Genomic DNA, 16,185 nt, shown 5'->3' with positions numbered 1-16,185 from the left:
TTTTGAATAAACGCACTCCACCTTTGATTGTGAGTAACATGCTGAAAAATCTGATCTCCACCTTGCTCGTCACCGGCGCTACATTGCTTTCCGTCAGCGCTCTGGCACAAACGCCCACACTCAACTCGGCACCCACGCTGGACTCGCAGTCAGCGGCGCCCATTGTGCCTGCAGCACCCGAGTTAGCCGCGTCCAGCTACCTGCTGATCGATGCCAACAGCGGTGCAGTGCTCGTCGAGCACAACGCCGATGAGGCGCTGCCCCCAGCCAGTCTGACCAAAATGATGACCAGCTATATCGGCAGCCAGGAAATCAAACGCGGGCAGATAGGCCAGAATGACCTGGTGCTGGTTAGTGAGAAAGCTTGGCGTATGGGCGGCTCCAAGATGTTCATTAAAGTGGGCAACCAGGTCCCGGTGATTGACCTGATGCGCGGCATCATCATTCAATCCGGCAACGACGCCAGCATCGCGCTGGCCGAGCATATCGCCGGCAGTGAAGACGCTTTCGCCGATATGATGAATGGCCAGGCCAAGCGCCTGGGCATGACTAATAGTCACTTTGTCAACGCTACGGGATGGCCGGCCGAGGGACATTATTCCTCCGCTCGTGACCTTGCGATCCTGGCCCGTGCCATCATCGACGATGACCCGGAAGAGCACTACAAGATTTATGGTGAGAAAGAGTTCGTCTGGAACGAGATACGCCAGCCTAACCGTAACCTGATGCTCTGGCGTGACAGCACGGTTGACGGCCTGAAAACCGGTCATACCGAAGAAGCTGGCTACTGCCTGGTGGCTTCTGCCAAGCGCGAGGATATGCGCCTGATTTCTGTGGTCATGGGTACCACCAGCGAGCAGGCACGCGCAGCGGAAACTCAGAAGCTGCTGACATGGGGCTTCCGTTTCTTTGAGACCAAGACGTTTTATCAGCCTGGTCAGGTTATTTCGACGGCACGCGTCTGGAAAGGGCAACAAGAACAGGTCGACCTCGGTTTGCAGAACGGTTTGCAGTTGACCTTGCCCAAAGGTCAGCTGGATAGGCTGGAAGCGGGCGTCACCATGCAGACTCCAATTCAGGCGCCGATTAAAGCGGGTGACGTGCTGGGTCAGGTTGAGGTTAAGCTGGGTGATGAAATCGTACACTCGGCTCCTTTGGTTGCCTTGTCTGATGTTGCAGAAGCCGGCTTTGTAGGTCGTTTGTGGGACAGTGTTCGGCTGTTCTTTTATGGTCTGTTTAACTGAATCGGGAGCGAAAACTAATGGCCGATAGCAGTGAGCCGCGGGCACCCAAGATTGAGTTCCCTTGTGAATATCCGATCAAGATAATCGGCGCCGCCGCTGATGATTTTGCCGAAGTGATCTGCTCGGTGGTTGAAAAACACGCACCTGGCGTGGATACCACCAGCATCGAGATCAAGGACAGTAAAAACGCGCGTTTTCTATCCTTACGCATTGTTATCACTGCGACCGGACCTGAGCAGTTGGACGCCCTGCACAAGGAATTGAAGGCAACGGGTCGCGTGCATATGGTGCTTTGATGGGCGCTATCCCTGAGCTTTACGTCCGTGCGTTGGGGCTGGTTGAATACCAGCCAACGCTGGATGCCATGCGGCGGTTTACCGATGAGCGTAACGCCAACACCCCCGATGAAATATGGCTGTTGCAGCATCCTCCTGTGTTTACGCAGGGGCAGGCGGGCAAGGCGGAGCACGTACTGGCGGCAGGCGACATACCCGTTGTTCAGGCCGAGCGGGGAGGCCAGGTCACCTATCATGGGCCTGGCCAGCTGGTCGCCTATCTGTTGCTGGATCTCAGACGCTTGGGCTTAGGGGTGCGCGATCTGGTTACCGCCATGGAGCAGGCGTTGGTTGATGTGCTACGCCAGTATGATCTGGATGCCGCACCAAAGCCGGATGCGCCGGGTGTGTATGTGGCGGGTAACAAGATTGCCTCTCTGGGACTAAGAGTGCGGCGTGGGTGCTCGTTTCACGGGCTGGCTTTGAACGTTGATATGGATATGGAGCCTTTCCAGCGAATCAACCCTTGCGGCTATGCGGGGCTGCGCATGGTTCAGATGAGGGAGCTGGTTGCGGGCACGCTGTTGTTTGAAACTGTCGAGCAGCAGCTAACTCAGGCGCTGCGTGAGCGCCTGGGCTACAGTTTGGTTTGATTAATTCAGGTTCAGGGCAGGGATCAGGCTTTGATCAATATCCTGGCCTGGCACCGCCACAGGGGCGGCCAGTCCCAGATTGTTCTTTTCAAACACCCGGTCGGCTCGGTAGCTGGAGCGGACTAGCGGCCCAGATGCTACTTCCATAAAGCCTTTTTCCAATCCCAGATCGCGGAAGCGGTTGAATTCCTCAGGACTAACCCAGCGCTGAACCGATAAATGATTGCGCGTAGGTTGCAGGTATTGTCCCAGGGTTACGATATCCACGCCGATGGCTCGCAGGTCATCGAAGGTCTGCAGCACTTCCTCATCGGTTTCACCCAGCCCGAGCATGAGACTGGTTTTGGTCAGCACGTCGGGACGGTGGCGCTTGGCATGTGCCAAGACGTTGAGCGTTTTCTCATAACCAGCGCGCGGATCGCGAACCTCATGGGTCAGCCGCTTGACCGTCTCAACATTCTGCGCAAAAACCTGCAGGCCGGAATCAACCACCCGTTCGATCGCTGAAAGGTCACCATCAAAGTCCGGTGTCAGCGCCTCTACCACTACATGCGGAGTGCGCTGCTTGATGGCGCTGACGCAGGCGGCGTAGTGGGCCGCGCCGCCATCTTCGAGATCATCGCGATCAACCGAGGTAAGCACTATATAGCGTAGCGCCATGAGCTCAACCGATTTGGCCGTGTTTTCCGGCTCTTCCTGGTCGAGCCAGCCGTTCGGGTTACCTGTGTCCACCGCACAGAAGCGACAGGCCCTTGTGCACACCGAACCCATGACCATGATAGTGGCTGTGCCGTTTGACCAGCACTCGCCCATATTAGGGCAGTGCGACTCCTGGCATACGGTACTCAGGCGATGTTCGCCAACATTACGCTTTACCGCTTCAAAGCGGTCACCACTGGGCGCTTTGACCCTGAGCCATTTGGGCTTGGGACTAAACACTTTTGGTTCGCTGGAGTTGCGGCGTTTTTGGCCGTCCTTGATGGCCGGAATGCCTTGGGCATTACGAAACTTCTCGCCACTGGAAACGGTTTTCTGCGGACTGTCGGACATCGGAATCAGGGCTCCTGCGGGTAGCGGCTCCACGGGGGAATGTGCTGGGCACGGGTCGGCTTGTGGCCACGGCAAAGTTTATCACAGAACCTGTCGCGTGCACCGACCAGTGCTGGCCGGTGCTTTGCGCGTATGCCTTACTGTCTGCGCTTCAACTGCTCCAGCAACTCCGGTGTCGGGTAGCCGTCCGCAGGCCAGCTCAGTTGCTGCTGAACTCGACGGATGGCAGCACGCGTGTTGGCACCTATGATGCCATCAATGCCGCCCGGCTCGAAGCCCTGTTGTGTCAACAGCGTCTGCAGCTCGGTACGTTCGCTGCGTGATAGCGGGCGATCGGAGGTTGGCCAACTGCCGACGACCTTGCCGCCGCCCTGAAAGCGCTCCGACAGCAGGCCGATAGCCAGGGCGTAACTGGATGAGTTGTTGTAGCGCATGATGGTGCGGAAGTTGTTCATGACCAGAAAGGCGGGTCCGCGATGGCCAGCGGGCAACAGCAGGGCGGCGCTTTGCTCGTTCAAGCCGGGCGCCAATGGCGCGCCCTTGGCGTCAGTGATACCCAGCTCAGCCCATTGTTGCATGGGTTTGCGGATGCTGCTGTCGGCCAGAGCGTAGTCGAAACCATCGGGTAGTTTGACTTCCTGCCCCCAGGGCTGCCCGCTTTGCCAGCCGGACTGTTGCAGGTAATGCGCGGCCGATGCCAGGGCGTCGGTGGCACTAAACCAGATGTCACGACGGCCGTCGCCATCGAAATCAACGGCATATTGGTTGTAGGTGGTCGGGATGAATTGGGTTTGGCCCATTGCGCCTGCCCAGGAGCCGAGCATGCGTTCGGGCTCAATGTCACGGTGCTGCAGGATATCCATGGCGCCGAGCAGTTGATCGTGGGCGAAGGTAGGTCGCCGTCCTTCATGCGCCAGTGTAGCCAGGGAGCGAATGACCTGGCGGTTACCCATATTTTGCCCGAAGTTACTTTCCAGGCCCCAGATGGCCGCCAGGATATGGCGGTCTACGCCATAGCGCTGCTCAATACGCGCCAACTGGGCGCGCTGCTCGCCAAGTTTACGCTGTCCGGTAGCAACTCGCTGGCTCGATAGTGCGCTGTCCAGGTAAGCCCAAACCGGCCGCGAAAACTCAGGCTGGCTCTGGTCTGCTTTGATCACATCAGGGTCGGGGGTGACACCAGCGAAGGCACGGTCGAAGAGTTGCGGATCGATTCCCTGCGCCAATGCCTCGACACGAAAGTCGGCGCGCCAGTCGGCAAAGCTACGCGGAATGACAACGGGGTCTACCATTACACTGCTGTTTGGCTGGGCGGCGGCCTGGCTCGTCTCAATCTGGGCTTTGATCGGGGTGTCGGCGCAGGCGGTGACGCTGAACAGGCTGGCGCAGGCGATTAAGTATATGCCGGCGCGGCGTTGGGATGGATGGCGCATGTAGTCATTCCTGAAAGCGGTCTGGCACCGGGTCTGGCGCCAAGGTACGGGTGTTTGCTTTGGAGGATACTGACGTTGGAAGGTTCCTGCCAGCGCTACGCGATAACGTGTGGCGGGGTTGTGCGGTGGTCCGCATGGCGACGCTGTGCTAAAGTTCGCGGCCTTCTACTCCCAGACTGAATGACGGACAAGCTATGTTTTGCCCAAGCGGCGTTACGCCACCTTAGCCCTCTTTTCAGTGGTGTTCGTTGTTTGCGTGCGGCGTCCGCGCATCAACACCTTATGCAGCAGCCTTGCAAAGAGTGCGTGTCTATCAGGGCGCCATCGCCCTTGCTGGGCAGTCAATCAGCTATATCGAACCGGCAGAAATAATTTATGACTCTGATCGAATCCATTCGCCAACAGTGGTTTTCCAATGTGCGTGGTGACCTGCTCTCAGGTTTAGTGGTAGCGCTGGCACTTATTCCTGAAGCTATCGCGTTCTCCATTATTGCCGGGGTTGACCCCAAGGTCGGCCTGTACGCCTCATTCTGTATCGCTGTAGTGATTTCCTTTACCGGTGGCCGGCCTGGCATGATCTCGGCCGCAACAGGCGCTATGGCGCTCTTGATGGTCACCCTGGTGCGGGATCATGGCTTGGAGTATCTGCTCGCTGCCTCCATTCTCTGTGGGGTGCTGCAGATAGGCGCTGGTTATTTACGCCTTGGCTCGCTAATGCGTTTTGTCTCGCGTTCAGTCGTAACCGGTTTTGTTAACGCCTTGGCTATCTTGATTTTTATGGCGCAGTTGCCAGAGTTGACCAATGTTACCTGGCATGTATATGCCTTGACCGCAGCGGGTCTTGGCCTGATTTACGGTCTGCCCTGGTTGGGCAAGTACACTTTTCCAGGTGTTGGCCTTTATGGCTTGATTATTGGTTTCGCACTGGTGATCGGTAGCATAGATGTGCGGGCGGGTTACGGGGTCGTTTTGATAGGTATCATTCTGGCTACGGTAACCGCGCGCTGGAGCCGAAATATAGTCATTCCTTCGCCGCTGATATGCATTGTGCTGCTGACGGGCGTTGCCATGTGTTTAGGGCTGGATGTTCGCAGCGTTGGAGATATGGGTGAGCTGCCGGATACCCTGCCGATCTTCCTCTGGCCAGATGTACCCCTGAATCTGGATACGCTCCTGATAATCTTGCCTTATTCCGCTGCCATGGCCGTGGTCGGCCTGCTCGAATCCATGATGACCGCGACCATCGTTGATGATCTGACCGATACCAGCAGTGACAAGAACCGGGAGTGCAAGGGGCAGGGGATTGCCAACATCGGCTCGGGCCTGCTCGGCGGTATGGCGGGTTGCGCTATGATCGGTCAGTCGGTAATTAACGTGAAGTCTGGCGGGCGTACGCGTTTGTCGTGCTTTGTCGCAGGTGTGGTTTTATTGCTGATGGTGGTATTCGCCAGCGACTGGGTTGGCCAGATTCCCATGGCTGCACTGGTTGCTGTGATGATCATGGTTTCCATCGGTACCTTCAGCTGGGACTCGCTGCGTAATCTGCGCAAGCACCCGCTGTCGACCAATATCGTCATGGTCACCACAGTGCTGGTGGTGGTTGTCACGCATAACCTGGCCTACGGGGTGTTGGCTGGCGTGCTGCTGGCTTCGCTGTTCTTTGCCAATAAGATTGGCCACTTCTTGTATATCACCAGTGAGGCCAATACCGACGGCACCGAGCGGCGTTATCAGGTGGTCGGGCAGGTGTTTTTCAGCTCCGCAGACAAGTTCAGCGACAGCTTTGATTTCAAAGAGGTGCTTGATAAGGTGGTGATTGATCTTAGCCGCGCACATTTCTGGGATATTACTGCTGTGGGAGCGTTGGATAAGGTGGTAATGAAGTTCCGCCGCGAAGGCAGCGAGGTGGAAGTAATAGGTTTGAATGAGGCCAGTGCGACCATCGTTGATCGCTTTGGTGTGCATGACAAACCCGATGCCGTTGACCGACTGATGGATCACTGAGCCTAACTAACCCGACAGCAACAAGGAGAGCAGCAGATGAGCGAAAGCGAAGCCAAGGTAGTGGCCTGCATTGATGGCTCCGGCGCTGCGGTTGCCGTGTGCGACTACGCGGCCTGGGCCAGTCAGCGTTTGCAAGCACCGCTTGAGCTACTGCATGTATTGGATCACAGTCAGTCGCCAGCCCATGCGGACCTGTCCGGCAACATTGGCTTGGGTAGTCGTGAGCATCTGCTGGTTGAATTGGCCGAGCTGGATGAAAAGCGTGGGCGGCTGCTGCGTGAGCAAGGTAAAACCATGCTCGAAGCAGCAGCTCAGCGCGTACGTGCCGACGGTGTTGAAGCACCTTTGACGCGTCAGCGTCACGGCGAGTTGGTCGATACGCTGCGCGAGCTGGAAAGCGATATCCGGCTGCTGGTGATGGGGCGTCAGGGCGAGGTAAGTGACTCTCTGGCACGCCACGTGGGTAGCCATCTGGAGAGCGTGATACGTACTCTGCATCGTCCCATCCTGGTCACCACGGGCGAGTTCACGGCGCCGCGCAATCTGTTACTGGCTTATGACAACAGCCCCAGCACCCGCAAGGGTCTGGAAATGCTGGCGGACAGCCCACTCTTTGCCGGGCTGCCAATTCACCTGTTGATGGTCAGTGGCGATAGCGAAGAGGCCTGGGCCAGCTTGGGCGCCGCACAGCAACGTCTGCAGCAAGCAGGGTTCAGTGTTACCACTGCGGTGCGTACGGGTGAGGTTGAGGCTGCGCTGCTGGCTTATCAGCGCGAAGAGAGTATCGACCTGATCGTGATGGGCGCCTACGGCCACTCACGTATTCGGCAGTTCCTGGTGGGCAGTACCACAACCGGCATGCTGCGCAATACCCAGTGTCCGTTGTTGTTGCTGCGCTGAGTTGTTGCTGATTAGCAGGTGCTGAAGTCTCAAAGACTGAGGCGTACGCCTGCCGCTTCTACCAGAATGCGCGCCAGGCCGTCCCAGGGCGAGCCTTGAGCCTGCCCCTTGATCTGTTCATCAACGGTTTGCGCTGCACCCAGCCACTGCTCCCAGGCGCCGGCTGGATGGCGATCCAGTGCGCTTTTCATTACCGGTTTGCGTTTATCCCAGATAGGCGGTCGCTGGCTGGAAAACACCTTCTCCAGCGGAATGCCTCTTGCGCTTTCCTGCGCCATGTTGGCGAGTGTGCGTAATTCACGGGTCAGAGCCCAGAGCACCACAGGCGCCTCAACGCCTTCGCCCCGCAGACCCTGCAGAATCCGAACAGCCTGTTGTGGCTGGCCCAGCAACATGGCATCAGACAGGTTGAAAACATCAAAGCGAGCGCTGTCGGCAACCACCTGCTGCACGGTGTCGAGATCCAGCTCGCCGCTGGCACAGAAAAGTTTAAGCTTTTCGATTTCCTGAGCGGCGGCGAGCAGGTTGCCCTCCACCCGCGCAGACAAAAGCTCTAAAGCCTGCGGGCTGGCCTGGATGCCAGCGGCGGCGAGGCGGTCGCGCATCCAGCTGGGTAGCTGATGGGCTTCTATCGGCCACACTTGGACAAAACGGGTGTCCGCATGCTCGACCAGCGTCTTGGCCCACTTGCTGCGCAGCGTTGTACCATCCAGTTTTGGCAGGCTAACGAGCAGGGTAGTGTCTGCTGGCGGCTGCTCCAAGTAGCCTAGCAATGCCTTGGCACCCTGATCGCCCGGCTTGCCACCAGGAATGCGTAGCTCCAGCATGCGTTGCTGGGCGAACAGAGACAGGCTGTGGCTGGCCTCGTAGAGCTGAGACCAGTCGAAGCTGCGATCAACGTGGAATACCTGGCGTTCTTCGCTACCTGCGTCGCGGCATGCCTTGCGGATAAGGTCCTCAGACTCGCTGGTCAGCAGCGGATCATCGCCGCTGACGACGTAGACTGGCGCCAGGCCTTCCTTCAGCTGGCGTGGCAGTTGCGCCGCGTTCAGCTTCATAAGAGGCTCAGCGTGCCTGCTGTTGGTCTAGGGTCTGCTCGCGCGCAGACAGCTCACTTTCGGTCAGACTCGACAGACGAAACAGCAGCTGCCGTGTCAGGTCGCCGCGCATCTCGCGACGCAGCAGGCTCTCTTCTTCGCTGGTGCCGATGATGTTGTCCTTGTCGTTGACGTAAGTGCGTCGCGTGTCCAGGGTTTCCGGGCCAATCAGAGCACGGCCCTGGCGGTCGGAGATCACAAAGGTCAAGTCGCTGGTCAGCTCGTACTCGGCAGGCGTCGCCCGGCTGGTGTAGCTGAGGGCGCGGCGGCCGACAGACTCATCCAGCAGCTGTAACTTATAAGGTGCGGTCGAGGTGACCTGTACACCGTCAATCTCAAGCGCGTCCAGTACTTGCTGATAGGTCTGCCCGTAGCGGTTACTGGCGGACACGTCGAGTTCACTCAGTTCGACGTTGTCGACGCCGGTTCCGCGCAGCTGAAAGCCGCAGCCGGAGACGAGCAGAGCCGCGCCGAGCAGGGCGCTGCTCAACAGCAGACGAGGTGTGTTCAGGGACATCTTGGCTCTCCGTTGCATAATTCAGTTGGCGACAATATTGACTAGTTTACCCGGTACCACGATCACCTTGCGGATGGTCAGGCCTTCGGTAAAGCGTTGCACGTTCTCATTATCTCTTGCCGCCGCCTCAATGGCGTCACGGCTGGTATCGGCAGCGACATCGATATGGCCGCGCAGTTTGCCGTTCACCTGAATGACCAGCTGCAGCGTATCCTGCGTCAGCGCGTTTTCATCCAGCTGCGGCCAGCGTGCGTCGATGACAGCATCGTTGTGACCCAGTGCCTGCCAGAGGCTGTGGCAGATGTGCGGCGCAATAGGGGCCAGCAGCAGTGCGACTGTTTCCAGACCTTCTTGCAGCAGGGCACGATCTTGCGCGGTCTCCTGTGGCGCTTTTTCCAACACATTCATTAGCGTCATGACCGCCGCGATGGCGGTATTGAACTTGTGGTGTTGACCAATATCCTGGCTGGCTTGCCTGATTGCCAGATGGATAGCCCGGCGAACGTTTTTCTGTGCATCGCTGAGGGCGTTCAGGTCTGGCTTGCCTGCCGGACCACCATTGTTAGCGTGCGCGTGATTCAGACGCCAGACGCGGCGCAGGAAGCGGAAAGCACCCTCGACCCCTGAGTCGGACCATTCCAGGCTCATATCCGGCGGTGAAGCAAACATCATGAACAAGCGGCAGGTATCGGCGCCGTATTGCTCAATCATCGCCTGCGGGTCCACGCCATTGTTCTTTGATTTGGACATCTTTTCGATGCCGCCGACTACAACCGGCAGGCCATCGCTTTCCAGCTTGGCAGCGAGAATCTTGCCCTTGGCATCGCGCTCAACTATCACGTCAGCGGGATTGAACCAGCTTTTGCTGCCATTGGCCTCAAGGCGGTAATAAGTTTCTGCGATCACCATGCCTTGGGTCAGCAGGTTCTTGAAAGGCTCACTGGCCTCAATCAAGCCTTCGTCGCGCATCAGCTTGGTAAAGAAGCGCGCGTACAACAGGTGCAGAATGGCGTGCTCGATTCCACCAATGTATTGGTCAACGGGCAGCCAGTGGTTGGCGGCTTTGGGGTCAACCATACCTTGATCATAGTTAGGCGAGGCGTAGCGGGCAAAGTACCAGGAGCTTTCTACGAAAGTGTCCATGGTATCGGTTTCGCGCTTGGCCGCAGCGCCGCACTTGGGGCAACTGCAATCATAAAAATCAGCCATTTTGGCTAGCGGCGAACCCGAGCCGTCAGGTACCACGTTTTCGGGCAGTACGACCGGCAGCTGATCTTCGGGTACCGGCACGTCACCGCAGGCATCGCAATGGATGATCGGGATCGGACAGCCCCAATAACGCTGGCGGCTGATGCCCCAGTCGCGCAGTCGGAACTGGGTGCGTGGCGCGCCCAAATCGTTCTGCTCCAGTACATCACCAATGGCGGTGAAGGCGCTGGCAAAGTCCAGGCCGTCGAACTCTTCCGAGTTAATCAGCTCGCCTTTCTCGCCGTAAGCGTCCTGCCAGGGCGCTGGCGTGGAGTCGCCGGCAGAAGTGCGTACAACCGGCTTGATTGGCAGGTCAAACTTGGTGGCAAACTCGAAATCACGTTCGTCGTGCGCCGGTACGGCCATCACCGCGCCTTCGCCGTAGGTCATCAGCACGTAGTTGGCGACCCAAACGGGCATTTTGGCGCCAGTCAGTGGATGCTTGACGAACAAGGGGGTCGGCAGGCCTTTCTTTTCTTGAGTGGCGATGTCGGCTTCGGCGACGCCGCCGCGTTTGCACTCATCAATAAAGGTTTGCAAGCGCTTATCGCTTTTGGCCGCCAGGGTGGCTAGCGGGTGTTCGGCCGCGACCGCGACATAGGTCGCGCCCATCAGGGTGTCGGGGCGCGTGGTGAAGACTTTCAGTTTGCCGTCTTGACCGATGCTGTCGGTATCGTAAGGGAAGTGCACTTCCATGCCGACCGATTTGCCGATCCAGTTGCGCTGCATCGTCTTGACCTGCTCAGGCCAGCCAGGCAGATCATCCAGTGAGCTGAGCAGTTCTTCCGCGTAATCGGTGATCGCGAAGTAGTACATGGGGATTTCGCGTTTTTCGATCAAGGCGCCTGAGCGCCAGCCTTTGCCGTCGATAACCTGCTCGTTGGCCAGTACTGTTTGGTCTACCGGGTCCCAGTTTACCGTGCCGTTCTTGCGATAGATCACGCCTTTTTCGAACAGCTTGGTAAACAGCCACTGCTCCCAACGGTAGTAGTCTGGCTTGCAAGTTGTGACTTCGCGCGACCAATCGATGGCCAGGCCCAGACTTTTGAGCTGGGTGCGCATGTAGTCAATATTGGAGTAGGTCCACTCGGCTGGGGCAACCTTGTTGTTCATGGCCGCGTTTTCCGCAGGCATACCAAAGGCATCCCAACCCATTGGTTGCAGCACATTCTTGCCCTGCATGCGCTGATAACGCGCAATCACATCACCGATGGTGTAGTTACGCACGTGCCCCATGTGCAGCTTACCGCTGGGGTAGGGGAACATGGACAGACAGTAGAACGTTTCCTGGTCGGGCGTTTCAGTGACCTTAAACGCGTCTGCGTTCTCCCAATCTGTCTGTGCGGCGGCTTCTATATCACTCGGTGAATACTGTTCTTGCATGGCGTGGGTCTGAAGACTCGTAGTTGAGAAAAGTTAATGGGGCAGGATACACCACCAGGCTTGGCACAGGTAGTCATATGCCATTCGTCGCCGAGCACTTTGCGCGCGGCGATGCGGGTCTATCATCAGAGGGACATGCTTATCAGCGCGACTCAGGGAGGAGGCGATGAGAGGGCAGTGCGACCACCATTGAGGAGGGTAAGGCATGAGTTGGAGAACGCCTGACGCAGTAGCTAGGCGAGAGCAGGACTGTTCCTACAGTCGCATTCTGCGTCGCCTGGATCAGGCGCTGGATGTAGCGCATACCCGTCAATGGCTTGCCGGGTATAGTGGCGACTGTATAGCCGAGCTGGAGCTGCGCGGGCTAAGTCAGGAGGATCTAAAGGTGTTGTGGCAAATACTCTTGTCGCTGGATGCCTATGTGCCCTTACCGGGTGTTTTGCCGCCTGCGGCGCAACCCGATAACCAGCAACACTAGTACGACAAGTGCCATCAGAGGGGCGCTCTGCCAACGGAGGTAGGGCGTCAGGCCCTGCATCGGTTGTACTTCCCCCAGTAGTACTTCTTGCTGAAATTGAGCTATACGTTGACGAATCCGTCCCTGTTCATCGATCAGAGCGGTGACGCCGTTATTGGTCGCTCGGATCATCCAGCGTTGGCTCTCGATCGCGCGCATCTGGGCCATCTGCAGGTGTTGTAGCGGGCCAATTGAGCTGCCAAACCAGCTGTCGTTACTGATGGTGATCAGCAGGTCACTTTGCGCCGCCTGCCTGGCGGCAAAGTCGGGATAGACCGCTTCGTAGCAGATCAACGGTGCGAGGCGGTAACCGGCCGCCAGCAGCGGGCCCTGGTCCGCCGGACCACGGCTGAAGCTCGACATGGGCAGATTAAAAAAGTCGATCAGACCGCGCAGTAGCTCTTCCATGGGAACGAACTCACCAAAGGGCACCAGTTTTTGTTTCAGGTACTCACTTTGCGGTTCGCTGCCGCCGACCATGATGCCGTTGTAGATTTTCATCCCAGCGGGCTGCATATCGTCTACCGGAATGCCGGTAATCAAGGTACTGCCGCGTTTGGCGAGATTGGCCGCGATACCATCAACAAAATACTGGCCCTGACTCTGCAGTACCGGCACGGCGGTCTCTGGCCAGACGACCAGGTCCGTGGCTGGCTGTGCGTAAGTAAGATCACGGTAGAGTGACAGGGTGTGGGTTATGTAGTCGGGGTCCCACTTCAGCGCTTGCTCTATATTGGCCTGCACCAGATTGACCGTCAGCGGGTCGCCTTTGGACTGGGTCCAGTTCACCTGCTGGAGAGCGTAGCCGCCACACCAGAATGCAGCGACCAATAACAGGGCCGCCAGCGCTTGCTTTGGACGGCGCAGCAGCTGCCACTCGCTGAGTAGGCAGGCGATAAACACGGAGATACCGCCAACCAGCCAAACTCCGCCGACCGGAGCCCAACCATTAAGCCAGGTTTGGGTGTGCGCATAGCCGTGGTACAGCCAGGGAAAGCCGGTCAAAAACCAGCTGCGGAAGATTTCTTGCGCGACCCAGATAGCAGCAAAGCTCAGGCTGCCAAACCAGGGTCCGTGACTGCGAAAAAATCGTACCCAGACCCACGCCATCAGCGCGAAGAATAGCGACAGAATCAGCTCGAGTCCGCCGGTCAGCACGCCAGCCAACAGCGGCGAGGCGTTGCCATGCAGGTGAATGCTGATGTAGATCCAGGAAACACCGGAGGCAAATAGGCCAAGGCCCCAGGCGCCGCCACGCACTGCTGCCTGCTTGCTGTCGACCTGACATAGCCCCTGATACAGCAAGGCAACGGAGAGCATGCCCAGCGGCCAAAGATGGTAGGGCGCAAACGACAGCGTACTGAGCGCGCCGGCCAGCATGGCTATCACATGGCCGACCAGGCCGGGGCCGCGCAGTCGGTTCAGCAGAGCGGTTGGCAGATGCATGCCGTTCCTTAGGTAACTTTAGGTATTGACCAGTGTGACGCGAAGCAGATGCACGCGGCGGCTGTCTGCGTTGAGTACGCGCACACGGAAACCGTCCAGCTCCACCACTTCGTTGCGCTTGGGTAAATGGCCAAAGGCATTCATGACCAGGCCGCCGACGGTGTCGAATTCTTCATCCGGGAAGCTGGTGTCAAAGTGCTCGTTAAACTCTTCGATGGGAGTCAGACCCTTGACCAGATAGTCGCCGCTGGGCAGTGGTTTGATTTGACTGTCCTCATCGACGTCATGCTCGTCTTCAATATCACCAACGATCTGTTCAAGCACGTCTTCAATGGTCACTAGTCCTGAGACGCCGCCGTATTCATCGATCACCACGGCCATGTGGTTACGCGTGGCGCGAAATTCCTTGAGTAGCACATTCAGGCGCTTGGACTCTGGTACAAAGGTGGCCGGGCGCAGGATGTCCTTGATATTGAACCGCTCCATATTATCTTCGAGCAACAGCGGCAGAAGATCCTTGGCGAGCAATATGCCCAGCACGTCGTCAATGCTCTCGCCGATGACAGGGAAGCGCGAGTGAGCGGCTTCGATGACTTCCGGCAGAAACTCGCGCGGGGTTTGGGTGGCTTTGATGGTGGTCATCTGGGAGCGCGGGATCATGATATCCCGTACCTGCATGTCGCTAACCTGCAGGGCGCCTTCGATAATCGACAGGGCCTCAATATCCAGGACTTCGTTAGCGTGCGCCTCGCGCAGTAGCTCTAGCAGTTCCTGGCGGTTCTTGGGTTCATGGACAAAAGCCTGGACCAGCTTGTCCAGCCAGGACTTCTGTCCATTAGTCGATCGGTCTTCGCTCATTGATCCTTACTCATTATCGTCTAGATAGGGGTCGGCTATGCTCAGCTGTGCCAGCAGTTCGCGTTCCAGGGTTTCCATTTCATCTGCCTCGGTGTCGTCAATATGGTCATAGCCGAGTAAATGCAAGCAGCCATGTATGACCATATGCGCCCAGTGGGCGTTCAGCGGTTTGCCCTGTTCAGTTGCCTCGCGGGCAACCACCGGGGCGCAAACGACCAGATCGCCGAGTAGTGGCAGGTCAAGTTCGGGGGGCAGGTCAGCCGGAAAGGAGAGTACGTTGGTGGCGTAATCCTTGCCGCGATAGGTGTGATTGAGGCTGCGGCCTTCGTCTTCATCGACCAGGCGAATGGTTAGTTCACGGTCGGTACCAGCACCCAGCGCCAGCCCGACCCAGCGTAAAAAGCTGTCGTCGTCTGGTTGCTCTGGCGCCTCAGAAGCGCGTTGAATATCCAGCTCAATGCTCATTTTTGCGCTGCTCATTCTTGCGTTCTTCGCGCTCGATTTCCTGCAGTACTTCAAAGCGATCGTAGGCTTCCACAATGCGCTGTACCAGTGGGTGGCGCACTACATCTTTGGACAGGAAGTGGGTGAAGCCGATGCCGGGTACGTCTTTCAGTACCTGAATAACATGGGCGAGCCCCGACTTGGTGCCGCGTGGCAGGTCTACCTGGGTGATGTCGCCGGTGATGACGGCGGTAGAGCCAAAGCCGATGCGCGTCAGGAACATCTTCATTTGCTCGAGCGTCGTGTTCTGGCTCTCATCAAGAATGATGAAGCTGTTGTTCAGTGTGCGGCCACGCATATAAGCCAGTGGCGCGACTTCGATGACCTGCTTCTCGATTAGCTTAGTGACCTGTTCAAAGCCAAGCATTTCGTAGAGCGCGTCGTAAAGGGGGCGCAGGTAGGGATCGATTTTTTGCGCCAGGTCACCGGGCAAAAAGCCAAGCTTCTCGCCAGCTTCTACTGCCGGGCGTACCAGCAGGATGCGGCTGATCTGCTCGCGCTCAAGCGCATCTACCGCGCAGGCTACCGCGAGATACGTCTTGCCGGTACCCGCCGGGCCAACACCAAAGTTGATGTCGTGTTCCAGGATCGAGCGCACATAGCTTTGCTGGTTCGGACCACGCGGCTGAATGGTCATGCGGCGCGTACGCAGAATGACCGGCTTGCCGTCACCGCTCTGGTTGAGGGCTTCGCTCAGGCTTTCAAGGCCAGACTCCTGCAAAAAAAGATGCACTGTATCTGGGCTCAGGTCCTTGCTGTCACGGGTTTCACGGTACAGCTGGCGCAGCACGGCTTCGGCGGAGCGGGTGATGGCTTCCTCGCCAATCAGCTCGAAGTGATTGCCGCGATTGCGCACCTCAATGCCGAGGCGCTGCTCGATCAGGTGGAGATTGTCGTCGAACTGGCCGCAGAGGGCGGCAAAGCGCCGAGGATCGACGGGTTCGATGCTAAAACGATGAATATGTAGAGGTGCGTTCAAAATAGTCCGTAGGTCGCCAGGTGGCTTGGAAGAAACGACAGAATAGCGCGCAATTTGGAGCCTGCAAAGCACTGCCA

At 57.8% G+C, this 16,185-nt stretch carries 15 protein-coding genes; 6 read left to right on the top strand and 9 right to left on the bottom strand.

What is annotated here, in order from left to right:
* Positions 1 to 38: 38 nt before the first annotated feature.
* From H4J77_RS07855 to lipB, 3 genes are read left to right on the top strand one after another with little or no spacing between them, the layout of a single operon-like run.
* On the top strand, positions 39 to 1,244 hold the full coding sequence (locus H4J77_RS07855) for a D-alanyl-D-alanine carboxypeptidase family protein (RefSeq protein ID WP_123887695.1): 1,206 nt from the start codon (positions 39 to 41) through the stop codon (positions 1,242 to 1,244).
* A gap of 17 nt (positions 1,245 to 1,261) precedes the next feature.
* Entirely contained in the window at positions 1,262 to 1,540 is a 279-nt protein-coding gene (locus H4J77_RS07850; RefSeq protein WP_123887696.1) for a YbeD family protein, read from the top strand.
* Positions 1,540 to 2,172 (top strand): lipoyl(octanoyl) transferase LipB, encoded by a 633-nt coding sequence (lipB, locus tag H4J77_RS07845; RefSeq protein ID WP_177412282.1) that lies wholly within the window; start codon positions 1,540 to 1,542, stop codon positions 2,170 to 2,172. Before H4J77_RS07850 ends, lipB begins: the two co-directional genes overlap by 1 nt.
* On the opposite strand, the gene lipA is transcribed toward lipB, so the two are convergent.
* Together lipA and H4J77_RS07835 are read right to left on the bottom strand one after the other, a co-directional pair.
* Complete coding sequence (gene lipA, locus H4J77_RS07840) at positions 2,173 to 3,222, bottom strand: lipoyl synthase (protein WP_123887697.1); 1,050 nt, start codon at positions 3,220 to 3,222, stop codon at positions 2,173 to 2,175. It lies immediately after the preceding gene.
* Positions 3,223 to 3,359: 137 nt separating this feature from the next.
* Positions 3,360 to 4,655, bottom strand: coding sequence for a lytic murein transglycosylase (locus tag H4J77_RS07835; RefSeq protein WP_123887698.1), 1,296 nt, complete (start codon positions 4,653 to 4,655; stop codon positions 3,360 to 3,362).
* 375 nt (positions 4,656 to 5,030) lie between these two features.
* On the opposite strand from H4J77_RS07835, the gene H4J77_RS07830 reads away from it, so the two are divergent.
* Both H4J77_RS07830 and H4J77_RS07825 read left to right on the top strand, forming a co-directional pair.
* Positions 5,031 to 6,659, top strand: a complete 1,629-nt coding sequence (locus H4J77_RS07830) for a SulP family inorganic anion transporter (RefSeq protein ID WP_372237824.1) — start codon at positions 5,031 to 5,033, stop codon at positions 6,657 to 6,659.
* 36 nt (positions 6,660 to 6,695) lie between these two features.
* Positions 6,696 to 7,559 carry a universal stress protein gene (locus H4J77_RS07825; protein WP_123887699.1) on the top strand — a complete coding sequence of 288 codons (864 nt, stop codon included), beginning with the start codon at positions 6,696 to 6,698 and terminating at the stop codon, positions 7,557 to 7,559.
* 29 nt (positions 7,560 to 7,588) lie between these two features.
* On the opposite strand, the gene holA is transcribed toward H4J77_RS07825, so the two are convergent.
* The 3 genes from holA to leuS are packed head-to-tail and all read right to left on the bottom strand — an operon-like array spanning position 7,589 to position 11,804.
* Positions 7,589 to 8,617, bottom strand: a complete 1,029-nt coding sequence (holA, locus tag H4J77_RS07820) for a DNA polymerase III subunit delta (RefSeq protein WP_123887700.1) — start codon at positions 8,615 to 8,617, stop codon at positions 7,589 to 7,591.
* A gap of 7 nt (positions 8,618 to 8,624) precedes the next feature.
* Entirely contained in the window at positions 8,625 to 9,173 is a 549-nt protein-coding gene (lptE, locus tag H4J77_RS07815; protein ID WP_158611215.1) for an LPS assembly lipoprotein LptE, read from the bottom strand.
* 21 nt (positions 9,174 to 9,194) lie between these two features.
* Complete coding sequence (gene leuS / locus H4J77_RS07810; protein ID WP_123887702.1) at positions 9,195 to 11,804, bottom strand: leucine--tRNA ligase; 2,610 nt, start codon at positions 11,802 to 11,804, stop codon at positions 9,195 to 9,197.
* A gap of 205 nt (positions 11,805 to 12,009) precedes the next feature.
* Between leuS and H4J77_RS07805 the strand changes: the two genes are divergently transcribed.
* Positions 12,010 to 12,282, top strand: coding sequence for a hypothetical protein (locus tag H4J77_RS07805; RefSeq protein ID WP_123887703.1), 273 nt, complete (start codon positions 12,010 to 12,012; stop codon positions 12,280 to 12,282).
* Here H4J77_RS07805 and lnt read toward each other — a convergent pair.
* From lnt to H4J77_RS07785, 4 genes are read right to left on the bottom strand one after another with little or no spacing between them, the layout of a single operon-like run.
* Positions 12,232 to 13,746 carry an apolipoprotein N-acyltransferase gene (lnt, locus tag H4J77_RS07800; RefSeq protein ID WP_372237830.1) on the bottom strand — a complete coding sequence of 505 codons (1,515 nt, stop codon included), beginning with the start codon at positions 13,744 to 13,746 and terminating at the stop codon, positions 12,232 to 12,234. The two genes, H4J77_RS07805 and lnt, sit on opposite strands and share 51 nt — an antisense overlap.
* Before the next feature lie 39 nt (positions 13,747 to 13,785).
* Entirely contained in the window at positions 13,786 to 14,625 is an 840-nt protein-coding gene (locus H4J77_RS07795) for an HlyC/CorC family transporter (RefSeq protein ID WP_123887705.1), read from the bottom strand.
* Between the two features lie 6 nt (positions 14,626 to 14,631).
* Positions 14,632 to 15,090 carry an rRNA maturation RNase YbeY gene (gene ybeY, locus H4J77_RS07790; protein ID WP_123887981.1) on the bottom strand — a complete coding sequence of 153 codons (459 nt, stop codon included), beginning with the start codon at positions 15,088 to 15,090 and terminating at the stop codon, positions 14,632 to 14,634.
* Positions 15,080 to 16,108 (bottom strand): PhoH family protein, encoded by a 1,029-nt coding sequence (locus tag H4J77_RS07785; protein ID WP_123887706.1) that lies wholly within the window; start codon positions 16,106 to 16,108, stop codon positions 15,080 to 15,082. The genes ybeY and H4J77_RS07785 overlap by 11 nt, the downstream gene beginning before the upstream one ends.
* Between the last annotated feature and the right edge of the window lie 77 nt (positions 16,109 to 16,185).

The sequence above is a fragment of the Pseudomonas sp. 5Ae-yellow genome, assembly GCF_014077575.1.
Taxonomy (GTDB): Bacteria; Pseudomonadota; Gammaproteobacteria; order Pseudomonadales; family Pseudomonadaceae; genus Halopseudomonas; species Halopseudomonas neustonica.
This window is presented reverse-complemented; position numbering and strand designations above follow the sequence as displayed.

Bases quoted from the DNA above. Each gene is read 5' to 3' on its own strand.
- lptE (WP_158611215.1), bottom strand. From the start codon at position 9,173: ATGTCCCTGAACACACCTCGTCTGCTGTTGAGCAGCGCCCTGCTCGGC.
- leuS (WP_123887702.1), bottom strand. From the start codon at position 11,804: ATGCAAGAACAGTATTCACCGAGTGATATAGAAGCCGCCGCACAGACA.
- ybeY (WP_123887981.1), bottom strand. From the start codon at position 15,090: ATGAGCATTGAGCTGGATATTCAACGCGCTTCTGAGGCGCCAGAGCAA.
- H4J77_RS07855 (WP_123887695.1), top strand. From the start codon at position 39: ATGCTGAAAAATCTGATCTCCACCTTGCTCGTCACCGGCGCTACATTG.
- H4J77_RS07850 (WP_123887696.1), top strand. From the start codon at position 1,262: ATGGCCGATAGCAGTGAGCCGCGGGCACCCAAGATTGAGTTCCCTTGT.
- lipB (WP_177412282.1), top strand. From the start codon at position 1,540: ATGGGCGCTATCCCTGAGCTTTACGTCCGTGCGTTGGGGCTGGTTGAA.
- lipA (WP_123887697.1), bottom strand. From the start codon at position 3,222: ATGTCCGACAGTCCGCAGAAAACCGTTTCCAGTGGCGAGAAGTTTCGT.
- H4J77_RS07825 (WP_123887699.1), top strand. From the start codon at position 6,696: ATGAGCGAAAGCGAAGCCAAGGTAGTGGCCTGCATTGATGGCTCCGGC.
- H4J77_RS07795 (WP_123887705.1), bottom strand. From the start codon at position 14,625: ATGAGCGAAGACCGATCGACTAATGGACAGAAGTCCTGGCTGGACAAG.
- H4J77_RS07805 (WP_123887703.1), top strand. From the start codon at position 12,010: ATGAGTTGGAGAACGCCTGACGCAGTAGCTAGGCGAGAGCAGGACTGT.
- H4J77_RS07835 (WP_123887698.1), bottom strand. From the start codon at position 4,655: ATGCGCCATCCATCCCAACGCCGCGCCGGCATATACTTAATCGCCTGC.
- H4J77_RS07830 (WP_372237824.1), top strand. From the start codon at position 5,031: ATGACTCTGATCGAATCCATTCGCCAACAGTGGTTTTCCAATGTGCGT.
- holA (WP_123887700.1), bottom strand. From the start codon at position 8,617: ATGAAGCTGAACGCGGCGCAACTGCCACGCCAGCTGAAGGAAGGCCTG.